Raw genomic sequence first — 21,463 nt, 5'->3', positions numbered from 1 at the left:
CGGCCCTGTTCACCGGCACCCACCCGCCGCACCATGGCCCCGACGGGCCCCCGGCCCCCGGACCGACGGATCCCGGACCGACGGACCCACCCCGGACCGACGGACCCCCGGGCCGACGGACCCCGGCCCCCCGTATCGACGGATCCGACGGACGCAACCGCTGCAACGGATGTAACGGACCCGCAGGACCGACCGCCCCGGCGAGGAGGCGCACATGGACCAGGCCCGACGACCCGAGCACACCGAGGAAGCGACCGCCGCGGTCGCGACGCCGGAGGCGACGGCGGAAGCCGCTGAGCGGGCGCCCGGGGACGTGGCCGAGGCGGTGACCGCGGAAGCGACCGAGGAAGCCGCGGAGGCGACGGCAGACGGGACCGAGACGGTGACCGCCGGAGCCACCCGCGCCGCACACGCGGAGGTAACCGCGGAGGCCGCGGAGGCGGCGCCCGCCGACGCGGCCGAGGAGGTGCGGCGGGAGTATCACGCCCGGCTCGACCGGCTCCAGCGCGACCCCTACCCCCTCTACGACCGGGCCAGGCGCACCGCCGGACTCACCTTCGTCCCGCTGCTCGACGCCTGGCTGGTCGCCCGCGACGCCGACATCCGGGAGGTGCTGCTGCGGCCCCAGGACTTCTCCTCGGCCCAGTCCCTGCGCCCCGACGTCCAACCCTCGCCCGCCGCCCTCGCCGTGCTCGGCGCCGGCTTCGCGCCCCGGCCCACCGTCGTCTCCACCGACGGGGCCGCCCACCGCCGCCACCGCGCCCCGCTCAACAGCGGCCTGTCCGCCGCCCGCGTCGCCGCGCTCACGGAGTACGTCACCGAGCAGGCGGAGACGCTCGCCGAGGTCTTCGCGGCCGCCGTCGCCGAACAGGGCCGGGCCGACCTCATGGCCCACTACGCGCGCCCGCTGCCCGGTGCGGTCGTCGGACGGCTGCTCGGCCTGGACCCGGAGGACGTGCCGACCGCCGTCCACTGCTCGTACAGTGCCGAACGGCTGCTGTACCGACCGCTGTCGGAGACCGAGCAGATCGCCGCCGCCGAGGACGTCCTCGCGCTCCAGCACCTGCTCGACGGCTATGCCCGCGACCGCCGGGCAGCGCCCAGGGACGACCTGATCAGCGGCATGGTCGCCGCCCTGGCGCCGGACGCGGGGCTCGGGCCCGGGCCGCGGGCGCTCACCGACGACCAGCGCTGCGAACTCGTCGCCAACCTCCAGAACCTGCTCATCGCGGGCCACCTCACCACCACCGCCCTCATCGGCACGGCGGTGCTCCACCTGCTGCGCCACCGCGACCAGTGGGAACGGCTGCTCGCCCGGCCCGAGCTCATACCGGCGGCCGTCGAGGAGGCCGCCCGCTACGACAGCGCCGTCCAGGGCTTCCGCCGCACCACCACCCGCCCCGTGACCCTCGCGGGCACCGAACTGCCCGCCGGCGCCACCGTCTTCGTCGCGTACGGCTCCGCCAACCGCGACCCGGCCCGCCACCCGGACCCCGACGTCTTCGACATCACCAGGACCCGGCCCCACACACGCCACCACCTGGCCTTCGGCCACGGTCCGCACGGCTGCCCCGGCTCCCAGCTGGCCCGCGTCCAACTCCGCGCGACCCTCGCGGTGTTCGCGCGGCGGCTGCCGGGGCTGCGGCTCGTCGAAGGCCGTCACGTACCGATGCGGCCCACCCTCATCCACCGTTCGCCCGAGGAACTCCTCCTCACCTGCTGAGCCCGCGCAGCCGCGGCGCCTCCGCCGCCGCGTCCACGGCTCCGGCCCTGCCCGCGCCGTCTGCCGCCTCCACGCGGGCGGCGAGCCCGCGCGCCCAGGCGACGACCCCGGCGACGTCGATGCCGTACGTCTCCGCCCCGCCCCGCGCGTACTCCTCGACCCGCCCGGCCCCGCGTCGCAGCAGCCGCGCCCCGCCCGCCGCGTTCCCGCGCGCCGCGTGCGTCAGCCCCACCGCCGTCTGGGCGAGCCCCTGCCACAGGTCCCGCTCGCCGGCCGGCCCCGACTTCCAGGCGTCCTCGAAGACCTCGTGCGCATGGAACGGCATCCCGGCGTCCAGCAGCCGCTGCGCCTCCCGCACCGTCCCGTCCGGAGAGCGCACGACCCCTTCCGGCTGCCGCGCCACGCCCTCCGCCCCGTACGCCAACGGCCGCCCGAGCCCGTCCCGGGGCCGCGCGCTCCGCGCCCGCCCCTCCGCGTCCCGGTCCCGTCCCCGTCCCCGTCCTCGCCCCGAGTCCCTGTCCATCGCCCCATTCTCCGCCCGGACGCCCGGTGACACCCCGTGTGGTGATCCACCCCGTGAAGTGAGGTAATGTTCTCTTGCACGCCGCCGCCGGGCCCGAACCGGGGGTGGATGAGCACCGGGACGTGGCGCAGCTTGGTAGCGCACTTGACTGGGGGTCAAGGGGTCGCAGGTTCAAATCCTGTCGTCCCGACTTTTCGAAGTCGCAGGTCAGGGGCCGTTTCAGAGCGATCTGAAACGGCCCCTTGATCGTTCATGGGGGCCAGCGGCCTGAGGCCTCGCAGAGAGGCCTCGCAGATGCGCGCGGCCGTACATGCGGCGAACAGGACCACGCCGCCCCGGCCCCGGTACTCGCCCGGTGACCCGGGCGGTTTGCGCGGAAGGCGTGTGGGCATACGGGGCGGAGCGGAGGGTCGGCCGGCCGGACGCGCCGGCACACGCCTCGTATCACCGGAGGGCATCATGCCAGGACGTGAGGAGCTTCCTTCGACACTGGAGCGTTCGCCCAAGGAGGCGCAGCGCACGTGGATCAAGGCCCATGATGCGGCTGTCGAGCAGTACGGGGAGGGCGAGCGGGCACACCGTGTCGCTTACAGCGCGCTCAAGCACAAATATGAGAAGGTCGCGGACCACTGGGAGCGCAAGGAGCACGGCCGTAAGGGCCCGTCCGACCCCCGGGCCGCCACTCCGCGGGACAGGCCCGCCCGTAGTGGCGAGGGCGTCGACGAGAACGCGACCAAGCAGCACCTCTACGAGCTGGCCCGGCGCCTGGACGTCGACGGGCGATCGCGGATGAGCAGGGCCGAACTACTGGAAGCGATACGCAAGGAAAACCGCTCCAGGACACGCCAAGCCCGTTCGCGCTAGAACGGGGCCGAAGCCGACGGGGCGTCCTCCACGGCCACGGCCCCTCGGGTTGTCTGTCCCCGGTGCTACCGGGATCGCCTGACCTCGTGCGCGGCCCGCTTCCCGCTCTTCGAGAGGCGGCAGGCGTCACTCCCGATCTGCCGGGCATACGCATGACCTGCGGACTCACCAGCCGGGTCCGGGTCGGTCGGGCGTGGCCCGTGTCGTAACAGGAGTTGTGCATGCGCACCGTGGGAATCGAAGAAGAGTTGTTGCTCATCAGCGCCACGACGGGCGAGCCGCTCGCGGTGTCGCCGGCGGTGCTGGCGGCCCAGGCGGTCAGCGGGGACGGGGAGGAACACGGTGCGTTCGAGAAGGAGCTGCACCAGGAGCAGCTGGAGTTCGCCACCCGCCCCCTGAGCGACATGCGCGCACTGCGCGACGAGATCGTGCGGCTGCGCGGGGAGGCGGCGCGTCACGCCGCCAAGGCGGGTGCCCGGGTGGCGGCCCTGGCGACCTCGCCGTTGCCGGTGGAACCGTCACGCAACCTCGGCCCCCGCTACCGGTGGATGGCGGAGCAGTTCGCCCTCACCACGCAGGAGCAGCTCACCTGCGGTTGCCACGTCCACGTCTCGGTGGAGTCCGACGAGGAGGGCGTCGCCGTCCTGGACCGGATCAGGCCCTGGCTGTACCTCCTGAACGCGATCAGCGGCAACTCGCCCTTCTGGGACGGACAGGACAGCGGGTACAGCAGCTACCGCAGCCGGGTCTGGAACCGGTGGCCGTCCGCAGGGCCGTACGAGCCCTTCGGCAGCGCCGAGGGCTACCACGAGCGGGTGCGCGACATGCTGGCGACCGGGGTCCTGCGCGACACGGGCATGATCTACTTCGACGCCCGGCTCTCGCACAGCTACCCGACCGTGGAGATCCGCGTCGCCGACGTCTGCCTGGAGGCGGACACCACCGTGCTGGTGGCAACCCTCGCCCGCGGGCTCGTGGAGACCGCCGCCCTCGCCTGGCGCGACGGCGAACCGCCCGCCCGCATCCCGGCCGGACTGCTGCGCCTGGCGTCCTGGCGGGCTGCCCGCTCCGGGCTCCAGGGCCCGCTCCTCGACCCCCGCACGCTGCGCGAGACGCCCGCCGAAGCGGCCCTGGAAGTGCTGCTGGAGCACACCGACGCGGCCCTGCGCGACAGCGGGGACCGTGACGAGGCGCACCGAGCCCTCGCCGCCCTTCTCGCCCACGGCGGCGGGGCCCAGCGTCAGCGCGAGCTCCACCGCGGAGGATGCGACCTGGGCGAGGTCGTACGGGAGTGCGCACGGATCACGGCCGGCGAAGCCACCTGACCGCGCCCCACGGCTCCCCTGCCCGCTGCCCCCGTCGGGCGGCGGCGTCGTGTGCTGCACGTCGGAGCTCCGCCACCGCGCGTGACGGCAGGGCGGGGCGTCGGGCCCCCGCCCACCTGCGGGGCGGCGTCAGTCCAGCCGGTCGCCGGCCGCCACTTGGTGCGCCTCCAGCGCCGGATCGGCGAGCAGGTCCGCGACCAGGGCCGCCGAGCCGGCCACGTACGTGCTCCGCAGGTCGGTGTCGCCGCCCAGGACCCAGGCGTGGTCCGCGGGCCACCACAGGTCCGGGAGCACGGAGTCGTCGGCGGCCGGGGAGCCGGCGTCGGCGAGCGCGCCCGCCATCAGGACGCGCTCGCGGTGCGGGGTCTCGAACCGGGGCACCGCCTCCCAGTCCCACTCCCCGTACCCCGCCCACAGCGCGTACCAGCAGTCGTCCGGCGTGCCGGTGTGCCGCGCCAGGACGGGGAGGAGGGCGCGCGCCACCTCCGGCGGCGTGTTGCCCTCGCCGGGTTCCTGGTCCCAGACGCCCGGCAGGGACAGGTCGCCGTACGACGCGTCCCGGGTGACGCCGATCAAGGCGTGCCAGGGCAGGGCGCCCGCCGGGCTGCGCCCGTACGCGGCGCCGACGGTCTCCCAGCGCACCGGCTGCTCGTCGAGGTACGCGGGGTGGAGGATGCGGGCGTACGCCGGGAAGCCGGGCGCGGTCGCGCCCGCGACGGTGTGGAAGTCCGCCCGGCGTTCTGTCAGCCATGCGGCGGGAGAGAGGTCGGCGGTCTCCACCCGGAGGCGGCCGTAGCGGGCCGGCCCCGGAGGGAGCCCGACGAGTCGGTAGTGCGTCACCGGTCCAGTCTGCCGTCTGCCGTCTGCCGTCTGGCGTCTGCCGTGTGCCGACTGCCGGGGCCCGCCCCGAACCCGTACCGGACGGGCGGCCTCGGCGACGGCGATCGGGGCGCTCAAGGACGGCGTATCGTCGGCCGATGAGGGGGACATGCGCGCGCGTTCTGTGATCACGGGCCGTCGTCCTCCCGGCCGGCGGCTGCTCGCGGCAGGTGCCGCACTGTTCGCCGTCCTGCTGTGGGCCATCGCCCAGGGGCCCGTCGCCCGGCCGGCCGGGACCGTCGTGCCGTCCCCGGCGGCGACCGCCGAGGGCGAGGGGCTGCGGGCGTTGTTCGGGTCCGAGAACCGGGTGATCCCTACGCGCGGGCGGGTGGCCGCCCTGACCTTCAACGCGGCCTGGAACGAGGCCGGCCTGGACGCCATCCTTGGTGAGCTCGCCCGCCGCCGCGTACCCGCCACCTTCTTCCTGACCGGTGACTTCGCCGACCGCCACCCCGCGGCGGTGAGGAGGATCGCGGCCGCCGGTCACGGGCTCGGCAACCACTCCTTCAGCCACCCTCGCTTCCAGGACCTGGACGCCGGCGGACGACGGCAGGAGGTGCTGGCGGCGGACCGGGCGCTGCGCGCGGCCGGGGCGGGGCACGCGGTGACGCCGTTCTTCCGGTTCCCGTACGGCGAGACCAGCGCCGCTCACATCCGGGAGGTCAACGCCCTGGGGTTCGCGGACATCGAGTTCACCACCGACACCAACGGGTGGCAGGGGACCGAGGGCGGCATGACGGTGGACCGCGCCGTGGACAGGGCGCTCGACGCCCTGCGCCCCGGAGCGGTCCTGCAGATGCACGTCGGGGCGTCCCAGGAGCGCACCGAGGTGATCGACGCGAAGGCGCTGCCCCGGATCCTCGACGGGTTCACCGCCCGCGGCTACCGCGTGCTCGACCTGCGCACCCTGGTCGCCGGCTGAACGGACGGGCCGCGCCCGCGGAGGCGTCGGCGGCTGCGGCGCCCTACCGTGGGAGGCATGCGGCTCGTGCTGACCTCGGACACCCACCTGCCCGCCCGCGCCGCGTCCCTCCCGGAAGCCCTCATGGCGGCCGTCGACGACGCCGACGCCGTCATCCACGCCGGTGACTGGACCGACGAAGCCACGCTCGACCTGCTGGAGTCCAGGTCCCGCCGGCTGATCGGCGTGTACGGCAACAACGACGGCCCGGGACTGCGCCGCAGGCTTCCGGAGGTCGCCCGCGCCGAACTGGAAGGGGTGCGGTTCGCGGTCGTCCACGAGACGGGAGCGGCCGCGGGGCGGGAGCGGCGCTGCGCCGCGCGGTTCCCCGACGTGGACGTCCTGGTGTTCGGCCACAGCCACATCCCGTGGGACACCAGCGCCGGGAGTCTGCGACTGCTGAACCCGGGCTCGCCCACGGACCGCAGGCGCCAGCCCTTCTGCTCCTTCATGACGCTGACGGTGGCCGACGCGAGGCTGTACGACGTGACGCTCCACCGCCTGCCCCCGCGCAGCACCTCCGCATGAAAGGCCGGCGGCCGGGAAGGCGCCCGCTGAGCACTCCGGTCCACGTACGCGACGGGCGCGGGACAAGGGGACGAGGGAGGGCAGGGTGAGGACGGTGGCCGCAAGGGAGCGGAGACGGCTCAGGACTCGTCGCGGCGAGAGCCGCCTCCCAGGCCGTCGCATCGACCGGGACCGGGGCTGGGGCACGGATCGGGACCGGGGCCGGGATCGGGGCCGGGGCTGGGGCCGGAGCCCGGGCCGGGGTCGGGGCTGGAGTCGGGGCCGGGGCCGGGGCTGGAGTCAGGGCCGAGGTCGGGATTGGGATGGGTACGGGTATGGGGGGCGGCGTTCGGGTGGGCATCGGCCATGATCCTTCCGTCCACTGCCGACGCGCCCGGCGCCCTGCCCGCAAAGGACCTGGCCGAGCTGGCGGAGTGGGTGCGCATCGCGTCCGTCTCCTCCGACCCGGAGCGGGCCCATGACGTGCGCAGGTCCGCCCGCTGGCTCGTGGAGGCACTGCGCCGCACCGGCTTCCCGCGGGCCGAGGTCTGGGAGACGGACGGCCTTCCGGCCGTGTACGCCTCCTGGCCCGCGGCCGATCCCGGCGCGCCGGTCCTGCTGGTCTACAGCCACCACGATGTGCACGCCGTCGATCCCTCCGAATGGAAGGTCACCGAGCCCTTCTCGCCGCTCCTGCGGGACGGCCGGCTCCACGGCCGGGGGGCGTCGGACGCCAAGGGCCAGATCACGAGCCACCTGTGGGCTCTGCGCACGCACCTCGCTCACCGCACCGCCCCGGCCGTCACGGTCAGGTACCTGATCGAAGGCGAGGAGGAGGTCGGCTCGGTACACATGGCCGACCTGCTGGCGGAGCACCCCGAGGAGGTGGACGCCGACGTCGTGATGGTGTCCGACTCGATGCTCTGGTCTCTCGAAGAGCCCACCGTCTGCGCCGCGGTGCGCGGCTCGGTCACCGCGTCCCTCACCGTCCGCGGGGCCGAGCGCGACCTCCACAGCGGCGCCGTCTCGGGCGCCGCCGCGAACGCCGCGGTCGAACTGTGCCGCCTGGTGGACCTCCTCGGTGACGCGTCGGGCCGCGTCACCCTGCCCGGCTTCTACGACGCGGTGGCCGCCCCGGCCCCCGACCTGCGCGCCGGAGCGGACGGCGTCCGCTTCGACCTGACGGACTGGCAGGCCGAGACCGGTACGTTCGGCGCCCCCGGCGAAGCGGGGTTCACGGTCCCCGAGCGCCTGTGGGCCCGCCCCTCCGCCGAGGTCGCCCGCCTCTCGGCCGGTCGCACCGATGCGCCCGCACTCGGCCTCATTCCGGCGGAGGCCAGTGCCGACGTGCTGTTCCGGCTCGTGCCCGACCAGCGGGCCGACCAGGTCGCCGACCAGTTGCGCGTATGGCTGGACAGGCACCGGCGGCCCGGTTTCACGTACGACCTGGAGATCTCCTCCACCATCTCCGATCCCTACCGGACGCCGCCCGACGCCCCCGCGCTCAGAGCTCTCACCCGGGCCGTCAGTCACGCATACGGGGCTCCGGCCAGGCACATCGGCAACGGAGGAGCGGCTCCCGGCGCGCAGCTCGCCGGCGCCTGCGACGCGCCCGTGCTGTTCTTCGGGACGGGGCTCCCGGGAGACCGCTGGCACGGACCGGACGAACGGGTGGAGGTCCGGGCGCTTCGGCTCGGAGTCAGCGCGCTGGCCCGGTTCTTCGACGAGCTGCCAGCCGCCGGTACCCCGGCCGGCCGGAAGGCGTGAGGGAAGCCCGCCCCTCCGCGCGGAGTGCGGGTGCCATGTGTGAGTCTGGTGGGCATGTCGATCATCGCAACCGTCGTGGTGCTGCTCATCGCCGCGCTCCACGTCTACATCCTGGTCCTGGAGATGTTCCTGTGGACCGGTCCGCGGGCCCGGGCCGCGTTCGGGACCAGTGTGGAGTTCGCTTCCGAGACGAAGGCGCTCGCCGCCAATCAGGGGCTGTACAACGGCTTCCTCGCCGCCGGGCTGGTGTGGGGCGCGGTCGCGGCCGACCCCGTGGGTTTCCAGGCGAAGGTGTTCTTCCTGGTGTGCGTGGCCGTCGCCGGTGTCTACGGTGCCGCCACGGCCAGCCGGAAGATCCTCTTCGTGCAGACCGTTCCGGCGGTGGTCGGTCTGGCCCTGGTGCTCGCCGCCCACTGAGCTGCCGGCGCTCCGGGAGGGATGACGGTACGTCAGCGGTCAGGGCGGCGGTCAGCGGTCGGCGGTCGGCAGGGGCTGTTCGGCCCAGATGACCTTGCCTTCCGGCGTGTACCGAGTGCCCCAGTGCTCGCTGATCTGTGCCACCAGGAACAGCCCGCGGCCTCCCTCGTCCATGCCGGCCGCGTACCGCAGGTGCGGGGCGGTGCTGCTGCTGTCCCACACCTCGCAGGTCAGGGTGCGGTCGCGCAGGAGACGTACGTGAACGGGCGCGGCGCCGTACCGGATGGCGTTGGTGACGAGCTCGCTGAGGATCAGTTCCGTGCTGAAGACCAGTTCCTCCAGGCCCCATTCCTCGAGCTGCCCGGCCGCGCGGCTGCGCACGGCGCCGACCTCGCTCGGGTCGAACGGCACTTCCCACCGGGCGACCCGGCCGGGGCCCAGGGTGCGGGTCCGGGCGATGAGCAGCGCGATGTCGTCGGACGGCTGACTGGGAAGCAGGGCGTCCAGCACGGCGCGCCGGCTGGCCTGCGGGTCCCGGTCGGGGTGGCTCAGCGCCGTGCGCAGCATCTCCACGCCCTCCGCGATGTCCCGGCTCCGCTCCTCGACCAGCCCGTCGGTGTACAGGACCAGCTGGCTGCCCTCCGCCAGGTGCAGCTCCATGGTCTCGAACGGCATGCCTCCGAGCCCCAGCGGGGGACCGGCCGGCAGCTCCGAGATCGTCGTCGTGCCGTCCGGGGCGACCACCAGCGGCGGCATGTGCCCGGCCCGCGCCATGCTGCAGAGCCGGGAGACCGGGTCGTAGACGGCGTACAGGCAGGTCGCGCCCATGACGCCGCCCATCGGCGCGGAGCCGTCGCCTTCCTGGTCCATGCGCTGGACGAGGTTGTCCAGGCGGGCGAGGAGTTCGTCGGGCGGCAGGTCCAGCGAGGAGAAGTTGTGCACGGCCGTCCGCAGCCGCCCCATGGTGGCCGCGGCGTGCAGACCGTGCCCGACGACGTCACCGACGACGAGCGCGACGCGGCTGCCCGGCAGCGGGATCACGTCGAACCAGTCCCCGCCCACTCCTGACTGGGCGGGCTGGTAGAAGTGCGCGACGTCCACCGCGCTCTGCTCGGGCAGGTCCTGCGGCAGCAGGCTGCGCTGGAGCGTCACGGCGAGGTTGTGCTCCCGGGTGTAGCGGCGGGCGTTGTCCATGGTGACCGCGGCCCGGCCCACCAACTCCTCGGCCAGGAACAGGTCGTCCTCGTCGAACGGCTCCGGTTTCTGCGAACGCCAGAAGTTGACCACGCCGAGCACGACGCCCCTGGCCTTCAGCGGGGCCGCGATGAGCGAGTGGATCCCGTAGTCGACGATGGCGGCGGTGCGTGCCGGGTCCTGCGCGTGCCAGCCGGGGGCGTCGCGCAGGTCGGGTACGAGCTCGGCCGCGCCCGTGCCGTATCCGCGGGCCTGCGGCGTGGACGGCAGGAAGTCGATGAGGGTGCCGAGCGGGTACAGCGGGTGATCGGCGCGGATGCCGCTGACCGCCGTACGCCGCATGTCGGAGTCCGGGCCGGGCTCGTCGCCCTCCAGCACCGGATCGGCCAGGTCGACCGTGACGAAGTCCGCGAACTGCGGAACGGCGACGTCGGCCAGCTCCTGCGCGGTGCGCACCACGTCGAGCGTGGTGCCGATGTCGCCCCCGGCGTCGTAGAGCAGCCTGAGCCGCCTGCGGGCCGTCTCCGCCCGGCTGCTCAGGAGCCGCATCTCGGTGGAGTCGCGGATGGTGACCGCCGATCCCTGAGGGCGGCCCTGGGGGCGTCCCTGCGGGTGGGTGGGCCGCTGGTTGACCACGAGCAGCCGGCCCCCGGCCTCCAGCACCTCGTCGGTGGCCACCCGGCCGGACAGCAGCAGGTCCGCCATCCGGCGGTCCATCCCGACCTCGTCGACGGGGCGTCCCTCGGCGTCGTCGGGCAGGCCGAGCAGCCGCCCGGCCTCGTCGTTCGCCAGGAGCAGCCGTCCCTCGCCGTCGGTGATGAGCACCCCTTCGCGGACGGAGTGGAGCACCGCGTCGTGGTGCTCGTACATGCGGGTCATCTCCTGCGTGCCGAGCCCGTGGGTCTGGCGGCGGAGTCTTCGGCTGATCAGGGCCGTGCCGACGGTGGCCAGAGCCAGACCGCCGGCGATGGACAGGAGGATGACCGGAAGCTGCCGGTTGGCGACGCCGGTCACGCTCTTCACCGTGAGACCCGCCGAGACCAGGGCGACGACATCGCCCTGGGGCGAGGTGACCGGCACGATCGCCTGGATCTCCTTGCCGAGCGGCCCCTCCACGCTCTCGGTGTGCACGCGTCCGGCGAGCGAGGGCTCGATCGTGCCGACGAACCGCTTGCCGATGCGGTCGGGCTGAGGGTGGCTGTAGCGGATGCCGTGGGTGTCCATCACCACGATGAAGTCCACCCCCGCGGCCTTGCGCGTCTCCTCGGCGAGGGGCTGCAGGATCGAGGAGGGGTCCGGCGCGTCCAGCGCTTCCCGCAGGCCCAGGGACTTCGCGAAGGTCTGCGCCACGGAGACCGAGCGGTTGCGCGCCTCGCGGTCGATGTCGTGCCGCGACTGCAGCACCAGGGCCAGCAGGGCCCCGGCGGCGAGCATCACCACGATCGCCACCTGAAGGACGAAGACCTGCCTGGCGACGCTTCCGGATCTTCTGCCTAGGTTCGGCACCGGTGCGCCGGACACGACAGACAGGAGGGGCTCACAACCCCAGTTGTAACACCTTCCCGCCACCGGGGCTTCCGCTGCGCGCAGTGTGCCTCGGGCCGCAGCCTGCGGGCCGCAGCACAGGGCGCGCAAGCGTCGTTTACAGGCTCATGCAGCAGGTCTAGCGTGAAAAGTGCGGACGATGACGCTCGCCGGCTTTCCCATCCTGGAAGGGGAGCAGTCATGTCATGGACGATATCCGGCACCTACGTGGCCGGCTGTTCTTGCGCGGTGCTGTGCAGCTGCCCGTACGACGGACAGCCGCGCGACGCCAAGGGCGGTACCGAATGCCTGGGCACCGCGGTGTTCCACGTGGCCGAGGGCGATCTGGACGGCCTCGACCTGTCCGGTGTGGACTTCGCCTTCTACAACCACTTCCCGTCAAACCTGACCTCCGGCAACTGGGAGGTCGGGCTGGTCGTGGACAGCGAGGCCAGTGACGAGCAGGCCGAAGGCCTGGAGCGCATCCTGGCCGGTCGGGAGGGCGGGCCGTTCGGCCAGCTCTCGCAGTTCTACGGCGAGTACCTGGGGATGGAGCGCGCCCGGGTCTCCCTCACCGACGGGGACCGGCCGGGCTTCACGGTCGAGGGCAGGACGGAACTCTCGTACGAGCCGCTGACCGGCCCGGACGGAGGCACGACGACGATCAAGAACGCCATGTTCGGGTTCGCACCCGAATTCGGGGTCGGCAGGACGACCGGGCGCTCCGACGCCTTCGGGCTGAGCTATGAGGCGGAGTACGGGGAGACGGCCGCGTACGTCTTCAGCAGCGAGGGCGCCGAGGGCGCGGCTCACGGACGCATCTGAGCGTCCGCACGTCCGCCCGTCGGCGCGTCCGCGCGGCAGGGTCCCGCACGCCATGGCGATCCCATGAGTCACGACCAGGCGCCGCGGCTTCTGGCGACGGTGTTCTCCGCTGCCTCGCTGTCGAGGTGCGTGCCGATCGCCCTCCTGGTTGGGACCCTGCTCTCGCTCGTCAATCAGGGCGCGGTGATCGCCTCCGGGGACGCGACCGCCGCGACCTGGCTGCGGGTGCTGTTCAACTACCTCGTGCCGTTTTGCGTGTCCAGCGCGGGATTCTTCAGCTGCCGACGGGCCGCCTGGCGAGCAGGCCGGGCCCGGCGGGCCGGGTGAGCGGCGCGGGCCGGGTAAGCGGCGCGGGCCGGGTGAGCGGGGAGACCGCCGGCGTGGCGTCCGTGGGGTCGGGCGCAGGAGTCGAGGCGCAGGAATCGACGGGCCGGGCCTCAGTCGGGGCCGCTCCAGTCGAAGGGGAAGTACTTGCTCGACTTCCCGCTGCGTTCCCAAGAGAAGCCGAACGCGTCGGCGCGGTCGACGGTGGCCCGCCCCCACGTGGCCACCTGGCCGGGCCCCACCTCGGCCCCCGGGGCGTTGTGGAGCTGGACGCGCGCGCCGTCCGCGGCCGTCGGGCCGGTCAGGGCCTCGGCGGTCGCCGTGACCCGGCCGGGGATCTCGGCTCGCCAGGTGGCGAGGTCCTCGTCGACCTCCATGTGGAGGGGGACGACGTCCATGCCCCTCATCTCGGGGTGGAACATCTCCCCGAGCTCCGCGGGCCAGCCGCCGACCTCACCGCCGAAGATGGCCCCGAGCGCGGCGCGCTGCTCGTCGTCGGCGCGCTCGTCGAGGAAGATCGCGGCGTACGCATTTGTATGCTCACGGGCCCAGATGTTGCCTTCGAAGGAGCCGAGCATCAGGACGTTGAGGTCGTCGAGCCGTACGTCGCCGAAGTTCCCTTCCCGTATGTGCCAGGCCAGGACGCCTTCGCAGTCGCCGTAGGTCGGGGGCTGCGCGAAGGTGCACGGACAGGGAATGGCGCACTTGCACACGTCGAACCAGTCGCCGGTCAGGTGCCAACGCGGGGTGGTGGCCTGCTCTGTCATCTCGCTTCCTCCCGCCGAGCTCCGAGGAGCTCACTCGGAGTGGCGAGACCGCGTGACCCGAGCCCGTTCCCGGGATCGGAAAACGGTCTCCCTTCCAGCTTGCACCTCACGTCCCGGGCGGGAAACCCGCCGGCGTCGAGGGCGCGCCACGGGCGCGGGGCCCAGGGGATCACATGTCGTCCATGGACGGCATCGAGCCCTCCAGTCCCGGCAGCATCCAGTCCTGGAACGGTGCGAGGACCGCGAGGACGAGGAAGGCGACGCCCACGACACCGCTGAGGAGGACGCCCCGGGACCACAGCTTCTCCACGAAGATCACCAGGGCCAGGCCGGCCATCGCCGCCACGTTCATCACGCCGAGCGGGATGAAGACGACCATCAGACCGGCGCAGCAGCCGACGCAGTACGCGCCGTGGTGGAGGCCCACCCGCAGGTCGCGGGCCGGCCGCCGGAAGCCGGCGTAACGCACCAGGTGGCTCAGCGGGTCGCGGCAGTGCCGCAGGCAGACGTTCTTGAGGGGGCCGAGCTGGTAGAGACCGGCGAGCAGGAAGGCGACCGCGCCGATCCAGCGTCCGGCGGTGGGGTGGTCGTCCACCAGGCCACCGGTGAAGGCCAGCGCCGCATAGGCGAGCAGTCCGAAGGCGGTCCACACGAGCAGGTATCCGCCGACGAACTCGACGGTGCGGCCGGCCCTGACCCAGCCGGAGGACTGCCGGCCGATCCCGCGCACCCAGGTGATGGCCACCGGCGCCATGGACGGCAGCATCATCGCCGCCATCATCGTCACCCAGAGCAGCAGGAACAGGGGCAGCGCCATCCCCATCGTGCCGGGCTCGACGCCCATGTCCCGGGCCTGCCAGATCGTCAGCACCCAGGCGGGCACGGCGATCAGGACGACGAGGATCCAGGCGGCCGCGAGGTCCCGCGCGGGGAGCAACCCCCCGCCGGCTCCGGTCGGGGCGGTCGACCGGGCGGGTACGAAGGCGGAGATCCGGCTGCGACGCATCGGTGTGCCTTCCTGCGGCTGTTTCCAGAACAGCACACGTACCTGGGAGACGCGAGCCGAGCCGTCCACGGCGTCACCGCGGCTGGGCGCCGGCACCGACACCGACACCGGCGCCGGCGCCGAGCGGCGGTCGCCTTCGATCGCCTGCGGTGCCGGAGGCGGACGCCCCTTCCCTGGCGCCGTGCGTGGAGAGAAACACAACTCCCGGCTCGCAGAGTGCATGGACGGGCCCGCGCGGGCGCTGGAAACCTGCGCCTTGTCTTCGCACGGCACACACGGCACACGGGAGAACGACTCCATGAGGATGACGGGTTGGGGCATGCGAGCGGTGCTCGCCATGGTGCTGGCGGCCGCGACGGGCGCCTTGCCCGCGCAGGCGGACGACGGCGGACGCCAGGGCGGCACGACGTACTTCGTCGACTGCGGTGCGGGCTCCGACAGTGCCTCCGGCACGTCGCCGGCCGCCGCCTGGAACTCTCCGGCCAGGGCGAGCTCCGTCACGTACGGGCCCGGGGACCGCATCCTGTTCCGGCGCGGCAGCACCTGCGAGGGCGTGTTCGCTCCGGCAGGGTCCGGTGCCGACGGCGCTCCGGTGCGGGTCGACGCGTACGGCGAGGGCGCGAAGCCGCGCATCCGGGGCGGCGGTGCCCGCGCGGCGGTCCTGCTGGAGAACGTCGAGCAGTGGGAGCTGCGCAACCTCGACATCTCCAACAAGGGCGCCGCACCGGGGCCGCAGGAGCGTCGCGCCGGCATTCTGTTCCGCCTCACGGACTTCGGCACGGGCCGGCACTACGTCGTCGACGGCGTGGACGTCCACGACGTCAACGGCTCCGACCACAAGGACCCCGATCCCTCCGGCGGCATCCTCTTCGTCGTCCGCGGCACGGCGACCCCGACCCGCTTCGACGGGATCACCGTGACCGACTCCACCGTGAAGCACGTGGACCGCACCGGCATCGCCACCGCCTCCAGCTGGGGCAGGCGCCCCGAACATCCCCACAGCGGCGCACCCGGGTGGGCGCCGAACACCCGCCTCACCATCCGGGGCAACGAGGTCGTCGACGTCGGCGGCGACGGCATCGTGCTCCAGCACGGCCACCACGCGCTCGTCGAGCACAACTACGTGGACGGGTTCAACATGCGGTCGGCCGGCTACAACGCCGGCGTCTGGGCCTGGAACTTCGACGACGCCGTGTACCAGTACAACGAGGTCACCGGCGGCCACGGCACGCGCGACTCGCAGGCCTTCGACTTCGACGGCGGCAACAACCGCAACGTCTACCAGTACAACTACAGCCACGACAACGAGGGCGGCTTCCTCCTGGTCTGCAACGGCGCCGGCATGACGACGGCCGACAACGTCTTCCGTTACAACGTCAGCATCAACGACCGCAACACCCAGTCCCCGTACGGCGTCTTCACCGTCGTCTGCGCCCCCTCGGCCAACACCCAGATCTACAACAACACCGTCGCCACCGACCACCCGGGCACGGCGATGGTGAGTGACAACGGCCAGGGCGGGGTCACCTTCCGCAACAACGTCTTCGTCAGCACCGCCGAGGGCGGCTCCCCGATCATCGACACGCTCAACACGTACGACCACAACCTCTACGCCGGCGTGGGCACCGTCCCGGCGAACGACGCCCACGCGGTCACCACGGACCCGCGCTTCCACGACGCCACCCCCGACACCCCGGGCGACCTGCGCCTGCGCCCCGGCTCCCCGGCCCTCGGCGCCGGAACACCGATCGACGACGCCGGCCCGCACGACTACTTCGGCAACCGGCTCCGCGGCACCACGGACATCGGCGCCCATCAGCGCCCGGGCCCGAGGTGACCGTCCCCGGACGGGCCGGGCCGTACCCCGTGGGACACGGGTACGGCCAGGCCGTCCGGGTTCACGGCCAGGACACCTCGCGCCGCGGGACCACGACCAGCTCCGCCGCCGCGCTGCCCGGAGGCACCGACAGGGCGTACATCACCGCGTCCGCCACGACCTCCGGGCTCTGCAGGAGGGCCGTGTCGGTCTCCGGGAAGCGCTCCATGATGAACGGCGTCTCCATGCCGCCGGCCACGACCCCCGTGACCCCGATCCCCGGGCAGTCGCGCTGCGCCTCCTTGAACAGCGTGTGGGTGAAGGCGCGCAGCCCGGTCTTCGCGGCCGAGTACGGGCCCGCCTCGGTCCAGGTGCGGACGGCGGCGGTCGACAGGATGTTCACGATGTGCCCGCCGCCCCGCGCGACCATCCGGCGGTAGCCCTCACGGCACAGGTACATCGGGCCGAGCAGGTCGGTGGTGATCACCCGGGTGATCTCGTCGGCCGTGAGCTCGGCCACGGACTTCGTCACGTCGACGGCCGCGCAGTTCACCAGGACGTCCACCGCGCCGCCCGAGGCGTCCAGATCCTCGAACAGCTCGCTGACCGCCTCCGGGTCCCGCACGTCAAGACCGACCGGCCGGGCCTTGCCCCCCTCGGCCACCAGGGCCTCGCACAACTCCTTCGCCTGCTCCTGCCGTACGTCGGCGACCAGGACCGAAGCCCCCGCGCGCGCCAGACGCCGCACGATCGCCGCGCCCAGACCCCGCGCCCCGCCGGTGACGAGGGCGGACCGGCCGTCGAGCGTGATCTCCACTCCACTGTTCATCGCTGTCTCTTCTCCCTGGACGACATTTCCCGGACGTGATGTGAGCAAGCCCACGCGCTTCCCACGCGCCTTGAGCAGCAGGGGAGTTGGGGCGGCGAACGGCCGGCCGCGGAGGGCCGTGTCGGCGGCGTCACTCTCTTCTCGAGAACCGTCTGCCACAGTGGGCCGCTGGCCGCAGACCGCCGTGCCGGAGTTCCCGGCGTGACGGACCGAGGCCGTCTCGTGCCCCCCGCTCCTCGCGCGTGCCTCGTGCCGCTTCCGGTGACCCTGTGCCTTCCTCGCGTCTGCCCCAGTCCGCCTCCCGGCCCCAGCCCAAGCCCCGGTCCATCCCCAAGCCCCGGTCCGCCGACGACCGGTCGCCCTGGCGTTCGCTGCGCCACCGCAGCATGCGCTGGTGGGCCGTCGCCCACCTCGTGTCCAACACGGGCACGTGGATGCAGCTGACCGTCCAGAACCTGCTGGTCCTCCAGATCACCGGCTCGCCCGCCGCCGCCGGTCTGTCGATCTCCGCGCAGGCCGCCCCCGGCCTGCTGATGGGCCTGCTCGGCGGCGCCGCCGTCGACCGCTGGCCCCGCAAGGTGACCGCCGCCGCCGCCCAGGTGACCCTCGGCCTCGTGGCCCTGACCACCGCCGTGCTCGTCGCGGCCGGCCTGCTCAACCTGCCCGTCCTCATCGCGCTCGCCGTGGTCACCGGCCTGGTCGCCACCGTCGACGGACCCGCCTGCGCCCTGCTCGGCAACGACCTCGTCCCCGCCCGGGACGTGCCCTCGGCCATCGGCGTCGGTTCCCTCGCCCACAGCGCGGGACGGCTCGCCGGGGCCGCGCTGGCCGGCATCACCGTCGCCACGCTCGGCACGGCCGCCGCCTACGTCGCCAACGGCGTCTCGTTCTTCTTCGTCGCGGCCGTCATCCCGTTCCTCACGCTGATCCGCCCCCGGCACGGCGAGGCCACGGCCGCGCCCGCGCGCAAGGCGTCCGGCGCTACCGGAACGTCCGACGACGCCGCCGACACGAGCGTCCGAGGAGGCCTGGTCTTCTTCGCCCGCCGCCCCCGGCTCGTCGCGCTCGCCGCCCTGAACGCGGTCAGCGCCCTCTTCGGCCGCAACTACTCGCTGACCCTCGCGGTCCTGGTGACCGGCCCCCTCGCCGGCTCCGCCGGCTCCTTCAGTGCCGTCTCCACGGCGCTGGCCGTCGGCGGCATCGTCGGCGCCGTGCTCGGCGCCCGGCTCCGGGCGCCCCGCGTCCGCATGGTCGCCCTGCTCACCGCGGGCGGCGCGCTGCTCCAGGTGGTGGCCGGCATCTCCCCGTCGCTGGCGTTCCTCGTGGTGCTCGCCCTGCCCATGGCCGTCGCCGAGTCCGTGACGGACACCGCGCAGAACACGCTCCTGCAGACCGACCCGCCGCCGCACATGCGCGGCCGCGTCCTCGGCGCATGGAACAGCATCCGTACGCTCTGGGGCCTGGCCGCACCGCCGACCCTGGGCCTGCTCATGGAACTCATGGGCGCGCGCGGCGCGCTCGTCACCGGCGGACTGGTCGTCGCGGCCGCGGTCGCCGGCGGATGGCTGCTGCGCGGCCCCCGGACCGCCGCCACCGTCGACCCGGTGGCCGCACCGCTCCGCCCGCGCCTCACCCGGCTCACCCGCGTCACCCGACCCGCCCTGGACAGCGCGGCCTGACCGCAGCGCCCCCTCCCGGGGCGTGGGGCGCGTGCTCACGGCGCCGCCGCCTCGACGACCGGCGCCGGCGCCGGCGCGGACGCGCCCGAGACCGGTGTCAGGACGGCCTCCAGGACCTCGGCGGCCGTGATCCGCAGCAGCCGGGGATCGGGACGGTCCCCGTGCGGGTCGCCCGGGCGGCCGGCCTCCGGGCCGGGCAGCGGGTGCCAGAGCGCCGTGTGGGGGCCGTCGCGCGGCGGCCCCCAGAGGGCCGGAGACACCGGCCCGAAGAGCACCACCGAGCGCGTGCCGAGCGCCGTCGCCAGATGGGCGAGCCCCGTGTCGCCGACCACCAGACAGCGCGCCTGCGCGACCAGCGCCCACAGGTCCTCGAACGGCATCCCCCCGTCTCCGCCCAGCACGGCGGACGGGGCGAGACCGGCGTGCTCGGCCACCGACCGGGCCAGCGGGCCCTCGCCCGGACCCGCCGTCACGAGCACCGGCAGGCCCGCCCGGCGGACGCCCCGTACCACGGCGGCGAAACGGTCCACCGGCCAGCGGCGCGCGGGCGCCTGGGCCCCCGGGTGCACCACGACCGCTCCCGGCAGCGGGGACGCGCGGCCGGGCGGCGCGATCCGCACGTCGTCGGGGTCGGCCTGGAGCCCGTACCAGCGCAGCATCCGGCACCAGCGCAGGCGTTCGTGCTCGTACGGGATCCAGGCCGGGCCCCGCACGGCGGGCACGCCCGGATGGCGGAAGGCCCACAGGCGCTCCGGTCCGAGCCCCGCGAGCAGCCGGTGGCTGGCCGGTCCGCGGCCGTGGAGGTTCACGGCGAGCCGCGGCGCGCGGGCGGCCCCGGGCAGGACGGCGGGCACCGCGCGTCCGGGGCCGCCGGCCGGCAGCAGCCGGTCCACGCATCCCGTGGCCCGGGCCACCGGCGCCAGCGCACGCGGCGCGGCGAGCACCAGCTCGTGGTCCGGCAGCGCCCGACGCAGCGCCCGTAGCGCCGGAACGGCGGTCAGCAGATCACCCAGCCCGAGAGCACGCAGCACCAGAACCACCGGCCGCCCGTCGGGAGCCCCTGGCCAGGCGGCCGTGGCCGGTGCGGGCGTGGCGGGGCCCGGCCAGGGCGCCGTGTGCCCCGGCCCGGGAGCCACGCCCCGCGGTCGCGGGTGAGCCGGGCTCATCGGTCCCACCGCCCGGTCGTCGCGGCCCCGTCGGTTCCGTCCGCCCAGGGCCCCGGACCGCCGGCCCCGCCGACGCGGGCGGCGGCATGGGCGGCGTGGGCCGCGCGGTGGGCGAGGGTGGTCGTCGAGCGGCCTTCCAGGTAGGGCAGGACGATCGTCTGGCCGCCCCAGCTCCGCAGCGCCCGCGTCTCCGGCAGGCTGTCGGGGGCGTAGTCGCCGCCCTTCACCCACACGTCGGGCCGGAGCGCCTCCAGCAGCCGCTCCGGGGTGTCCTCGTCGAAGGCCACCACCGCGTCCACGCTGCTCAGGGCCTCCAGGACGCGCATCCGGTCCGCGAGCGGGGTCAGCGGGCGGCCGGGGCCCTTGAGGCGGGTGATCGAGGCGTCCGTGTTGACGCACACGACGAGGCAGTCGCCGATCCGGCCCGCGCGTTCGAGGAGCCCCACGTGGCCCGCGTGCAGCAGGTCGAAGCAGCCGCCCGTCGCGACCACGGTGCCGCCGCGGGCCCGGACGCGCCGGGCGAGGGCGAAGGCGTCGGCCGCGGGCTCCGGCCCGGGCGGCGCGGCGGCCCCCGGGTTCCCGTCGGCGCCCGACACCGCCGACGCGCCGCCCGCGCCAACGAACGCCGCCGCCTCGGCCACGGCCCGGCCCACCGCCTCCTCCGGCAGCGCGCCCCGGGCCAGGGCGACGGCCACCGCCGCCGCGAAGCAGTCGCCCGCTCCGCACGGGTCACCGCACGTGACGGGGGGTGCCGGCACCAGCAGGGGCGCCGTCGAGCCGGCCCGGGTCAGCAGTGCTCCCTCGGCACCGAGGGTGACGGCGACGTGGGTGGCCTCCCACAGCGCGGCGAGCTCGGCGCCCCGGTCCGCGTGGGCGCGCAGGGACGTGCCCGGCCGGGTGCTGAAGCCGGCGGCCTCCTTCGCGTTCGGGGTGGCCACCCGCGTGCCGGGCACGGGCGGGCCGCCGCGCGGGTGGGGGTCCCAGACGAGGGGTACCCGCCGGGCCGCCCGCGCCAGCGCCCCGCGCAGGACGTCGGCCGTGCCCCGACCGTAGTCGGAGACCAGGACGGCGCCCGCGGACTCCAGCGCGCGAAGGGCGTCGTCGCCGGGCCGGCCGGGGCTTCCGCCGCCCCGGTCGAGGCGGACGAGCGGCCGGCCGCCGGCCAGGACCCGGGTCTTCACCGGCAGCGTCCCGTCCAGGGGCACGGCCACGACACGGACCTCACCGCCCAGGCACCGCCGGGCCGCGGCACTCGACTCGTCCGCGCCGAGCGCGGCGATCAGCACGACACCGGTGCGGGAGGAGATGTGGACAAGAGAGACGGCCACACCGGCGGGGCCGCCGTCGAGCCGGCCGTCGCCCCGGCC

19 protein-coding genes and 1 tRNA gene are annotated in these 21,463 nt (G+C 74.3%); 12 read left to right on the top strand and 8 right to left on the bottom strand.

What is annotated here, in order from left to right:
- Positions 1–214 precede the first annotated feature (214 nt).
- Entirely contained in the window at positions 215–1,723 is a 1,509-nt protein-coding gene (locus ACFWJO_RS00100) for a cytochrome P450 (protein WP_386862554.1), read from the top strand.
- On the opposite strand, the gene ACFWJO_RS00095 is transcribed toward ACFWJO_RS00100, so the two are convergent.
- Positions 1,713–2,246, bottom strand: coding sequence for a DUF309 domain-containing protein (locus ACFWJO_RS00095; RefSeq protein WP_386862553.1), 534 nt, complete (start codon positions 2,244–2,246; stop codon positions 1,713–1,715). The two genes, ACFWJO_RS00100 and ACFWJO_RS00095, sit on opposite strands and share 11 nt — an antisense overlap.
- Positions 2,247–2,362: 116 nt before the next feature.
- Between ACFWJO_RS00095 and ACFWJO_RS00090 the strand changes: the two genes are divergently transcribed.
- The 3 genes from ACFWJO_RS00090 to ACFWJO_RS00080 all read left to right on the top strand — a co-directional run bounded on the left by ACFWJO_RS00090 (position 2,363) and on the right by ACFWJO_RS00080 (position 4,435).
- Positions 2,363–2,436: transfer RNA gene (locus ACFWJO_RS00090), tRNA-Pro, on the top strand.
- A gap of 269 nt (positions 2,437–2,705) precedes the next feature.
- Positions 2,706–3,110, top strand: coding sequence for a ChaB family protein (locus tag ACFWJO_RS00085; protein WP_386862552.1), 405 nt, complete (start codon positions 2,706–2,708; stop codon positions 3,108–3,110).
- A gap of 221 nt (positions 3,111–3,331) precedes the next feature.
- Positions 3,332–4,435: a glutamate--cysteine ligase gene (locus ACFWJO_RS00080; protein WP_386862551.1), complete on the top strand. Its 1,104-nt coding sequence runs from the start codon at positions 3,332–3,334 to the stop codon at positions 4,433–4,435.
- Positions 4,436–4,564: 129 nt separating this feature from the next.
- Here the strand turns inward: ACFWJO_RS00080 and ACFWJO_RS00075 are convergent, their stop codons facing one another.
- A complete protein-coding gene (locus ACFWJO_RS00075; protein WP_386862550.1) occupies positions 4,565–5,275 on the bottom strand; it encodes a hypothetical protein in 711 nt (236 codons plus the stop codon).
- Between the two features lie 148 nt (positions 5,276–5,423).
- Between ACFWJO_RS00075 and ACFWJO_RS00070 the strand changes: the two genes are divergently transcribed.
- From ACFWJO_RS00070 to ACFWJO_RS00055, 4 genes are all read left to right on the top strand, one after another.
- A complete protein-coding gene (locus tag ACFWJO_RS00070; protein ID WP_386862549.1) occupies positions 5,424–6,236 on the top strand; it encodes a polysaccharide deacetylase family protein in 813 nt (270 codons plus the stop codon).
- Positions 6,237–6,293: 57 nt separating this feature from the next.
- Positions 6,294–6,803 (top strand): metallophosphoesterase family protein, encoded by a 510-nt coding sequence (locus ACFWJO_RS00065; protein ID WP_386862548.1) that lies wholly within the window; start codon positions 6,294–6,296, stop codon positions 6,801–6,803.
- A gap of 345 nt (positions 6,804–7,148) precedes the next feature.
- Positions 7,149–8,549, top strand: a complete 1,401-nt coding sequence (locus ACFWJO_RS00060; protein ID WP_386862547.1) for a M20/M25/M40 family metallo-hydrolase — start codon at positions 7,149–7,151, stop codon at positions 8,547–8,549.
- A 54-nt stretch (positions 8,550–8,603) separates the two neighbouring features.
- The gene (locus ACFWJO_RS00055; RefSeq protein ID WP_386862546.1) at positions 8,604–8,966 is read left to right on the top strand and encodes a DUF1304 domain-containing protein; all 363 of its coding nucleotides are present in this window, start codon (positions 8,604–8,606) and stop codon (positions 8,964–8,966) included.
- Positions 8,967–9,017: 51 nt separating this feature from the next.
- Here the strand turns inward: ACFWJO_RS00055 and ACFWJO_RS00050 are convergent, their stop codons facing one another.
- A complete protein-coding gene (locus tag ACFWJO_RS00050; RefSeq protein ID WP_386862832.1) occupies positions 9,018–11,594 on the bottom strand; it encodes a SpoIIE family protein phosphatase in 2,577 nt (858 codons plus the stop codon).
- Positions 11,595–11,885: 291 nt separating this feature from the next.
- Here ACFWJO_RS00050 and ACFWJO_RS00045 point away from each other — a divergent pair, with 291 nt between their 5' ends.
- Together ACFWJO_RS00045 and nrtS are read left to right on the top strand one after the other, a co-directional pair.
- Positions 11,886–12,509 (top strand): DUF1326 domain-containing protein, encoded by a 624-nt coding sequence (locus ACFWJO_RS00045; RefSeq protein ID WP_386862545.1) that lies wholly within the window; start codon positions 11,886–11,888, stop codon positions 12,507–12,509.
- Between the two features lie 63 nt (positions 12,510–12,572).
- A complete protein-coding gene (nrtS, locus tag ACFWJO_RS00040; protein ID WP_386862544.1) occupies positions 12,573–12,836 on the top strand; it encodes a nitrate/nitrite transporter NrtS in 264 nt (87 codons plus the stop codon).
- A gap of 110 nt (positions 12,837–12,946) precedes the next feature.
- On the opposite strand, the gene ACFWJO_RS00035 is transcribed toward nrtS, so the two are convergent.
- On the bottom strand, positions 12,947–13,600 hold the full coding sequence (locus ACFWJO_RS00035; RefSeq protein ID WP_386862543.1) for a DUF1326 domain-containing protein: 654 nt from the start codon (positions 13,598–13,600) through the stop codon (positions 12,947–12,949).
- A gap of 169 nt (positions 13,601–13,769) precedes the next feature.
- Entirely contained in the window at positions 13,770–14,606 is an 837-nt protein-coding gene (locus tag ACFWJO_RS00030) for a DUF2182 domain-containing protein (protein ID WP_386862542.1), read from the bottom strand.
- Between the two features lie 298 nt (positions 14,607–14,904).
- Here ACFWJO_RS00030 and ACFWJO_RS00025 point away from each other — a divergent pair, with 298 nt between their 5' ends.
- On the top strand, positions 14,905–16,443 hold the full coding sequence (locus tag ACFWJO_RS00025) for a right-handed parallel beta-helix repeat-containing protein (RefSeq protein WP_386862541.1): 1,539 nt from the start codon (positions 14,905–14,907) through the stop codon (positions 16,441–16,443).
- Between the two features lie 61 nt (positions 16,444–16,504).
- Here the strand turns inward: ACFWJO_RS00025 and ACFWJO_RS00020 are convergent, their stop codons facing one another.
- Complete coding sequence (locus ACFWJO_RS00020) at positions 16,505–17,251, bottom strand: SDR family oxidoreductase (protein ID WP_386862540.1); 747 nt, start codon at positions 17,249–17,251, stop codon at positions 16,505–16,507.
- Between the two features lie 386 nt (positions 17,252–17,637).
- Between ACFWJO_RS00020 and ACFWJO_RS00015 the strand changes: the two genes are divergently transcribed.
- Positions 17,638–18,930, top strand: coding sequence for an MFS transporter (locus ACFWJO_RS00015; RefSeq protein WP_386862831.1), 1,293 nt, complete (start codon positions 17,638–17,640; stop codon positions 18,928–18,930).
- A 35-nt stretch (positions 18,931–18,965) separates the two neighbouring features.
- Here the strand turns inward: ACFWJO_RS00015 and ACFWJO_RS00010 are convergent, their stop codons facing one another.
- Positions 18,966–19,961, bottom strand: a complete 996-nt coding sequence (locus ACFWJO_RS00010; protein ID WP_386862539.1) for a glycosyltransferase family 9 protein — start codon at positions 19,959–19,961, stop codon at positions 18,966–18,968.
- A gap of 131 nt (positions 19,962–20,092) precedes the next feature.
- Positions 20,093–21,463 (bottom strand): D-glycero-beta-D-manno-heptose 1-phosphate adenylyltransferase (rfaE2, locus tag ACFWJO_RS00005; RefSeq protein ID WP_386862538.1); only part of this gene is annotated, 1,371 nt, incomplete at its 5' end.

Source organism: Streptomyces sp. NPDC127092 (assembly GCF_042722475.1).
Taxonomy (GTDB): domain Bacteria; phylum Actinomycetota; class Actinomycetes; order Streptomycetales; family Streptomycetaceae; genus Streptomyces.
The sequence above is the reverse complement of the archived record's forward strand: the minus strand, read 5'-3'. Positions and strand labels throughout refer to the sequence as shown.

Excerpts from the sequence above, each read along its gene's own strand:
- ACFWJO_RS00100 (WP_386862554.1), top strand. The coding sequence starts at position 215 with ATGGACCAGGCCCGACGACCCGAGCACACCGAGGAAGCGACCGCCGCG.
- ACFWJO_RS00095 (WP_386862553.1), bottom strand. The coding sequence starts at position 2,246 with ATGGACAGGGACTCGGGGCGAGGACGGGGACGGGGACGGGACCGGGAC.
- ACFWJO_RS00085 (WP_386862552.1), top strand. The coding sequence starts at position 2,706 with ATGCCAGGACGTGAGGAGCTTCCTTCGACACTGGAGCGTTCGCCCAAG.
- ACFWJO_RS00080 (WP_386862551.1), top strand. The coding sequence starts at position 3,332 with ATGCGCACCGTGGGAATCGAAGAAGAGTTGTTGCTCATCAGCGCCACG.
- ACFWJO_RS00070 (WP_386862549.1), top strand. The coding sequence starts at position 5,424 with ATGCGCGCGCGTTCTGTGATCACGGGCCGTCGTCCTCCCGGCCGGCGG.
- ACFWJO_RS00065 (WP_386862548.1), top strand. The coding sequence starts at position 6,294 with ATGCGGCTCGTGCTGACCTCGGACACCCACCTGCCCGCCCGCGCCGCG.
- ACFWJO_RS00060 (WP_386862547.1), top strand. The coding sequence starts at position 7,149 with ATGATCCTTCCGTCCACTGCCGACGCGCCCGGCGCCCTGCCCGCAAAG.
- ACFWJO_RS00055 (WP_386862546.1), top strand. The coding sequence starts at position 8,604 with ATGTCGATCATCGCAACCGTCGTGGTGCTGCTCATCGCCGCGCTCCAC.
- ACFWJO_RS00050 (WP_386862832.1), bottom strand. The coding sequence starts at position 11,594 with ATGCTCGCCGCCGGGGCCCTGCTGGCCCTGGTGCTGCAGTCGCGGCAC.
- ACFWJO_RS00045 (WP_386862545.1), top strand. The coding sequence starts at position 11,886 with ATGTCATGGACGATATCCGGCACCTACGTGGCCGGCTGTTCTTGCGCG.
- nrtS (WP_386862544.1), top strand. The coding sequence starts at position 12,573 with ATGAGTCACGACCAGGCGCCGCGGCTTCTGGCGACGGTGTTCTCCGCT.
- ACFWJO_RS00035 (WP_386862543.1), bottom strand. The coding sequence starts at position 13,600 with ATGACAGAGCAGGCCACCACCCCGCGTTGGCACCTGACCGGCGACTGG.
- ACFWJO_RS00030 (WP_386862542.1), bottom strand. The coding sequence starts at position 14,606 with ATGCGTCGCAGCCGGATCTCCGCCTTCGTACCCGCCCGGTCGACCGCC.
- ACFWJO_RS00025 (WP_386862541.1), top strand. The coding sequence starts at position 14,905 with ATGAGGATGACGGGTTGGGGCATGCGAGCGGTGCTCGCCATGGTGCTG.
- ACFWJO_RS00020 (WP_386862540.1), bottom strand. The coding sequence starts at position 17,251 with ATGAACAGTGGAGTGGAGATCACGCTCGACGGCCGGTCCGCCCTCGTC.
- ACFWJO_RS00015 (WP_386862831.1), top strand. The coding sequence starts at position 17,638 with ATGCGCTGGTGGGCCGTCGCCCACCTCGTGTCCAACACGGGCACGTGG.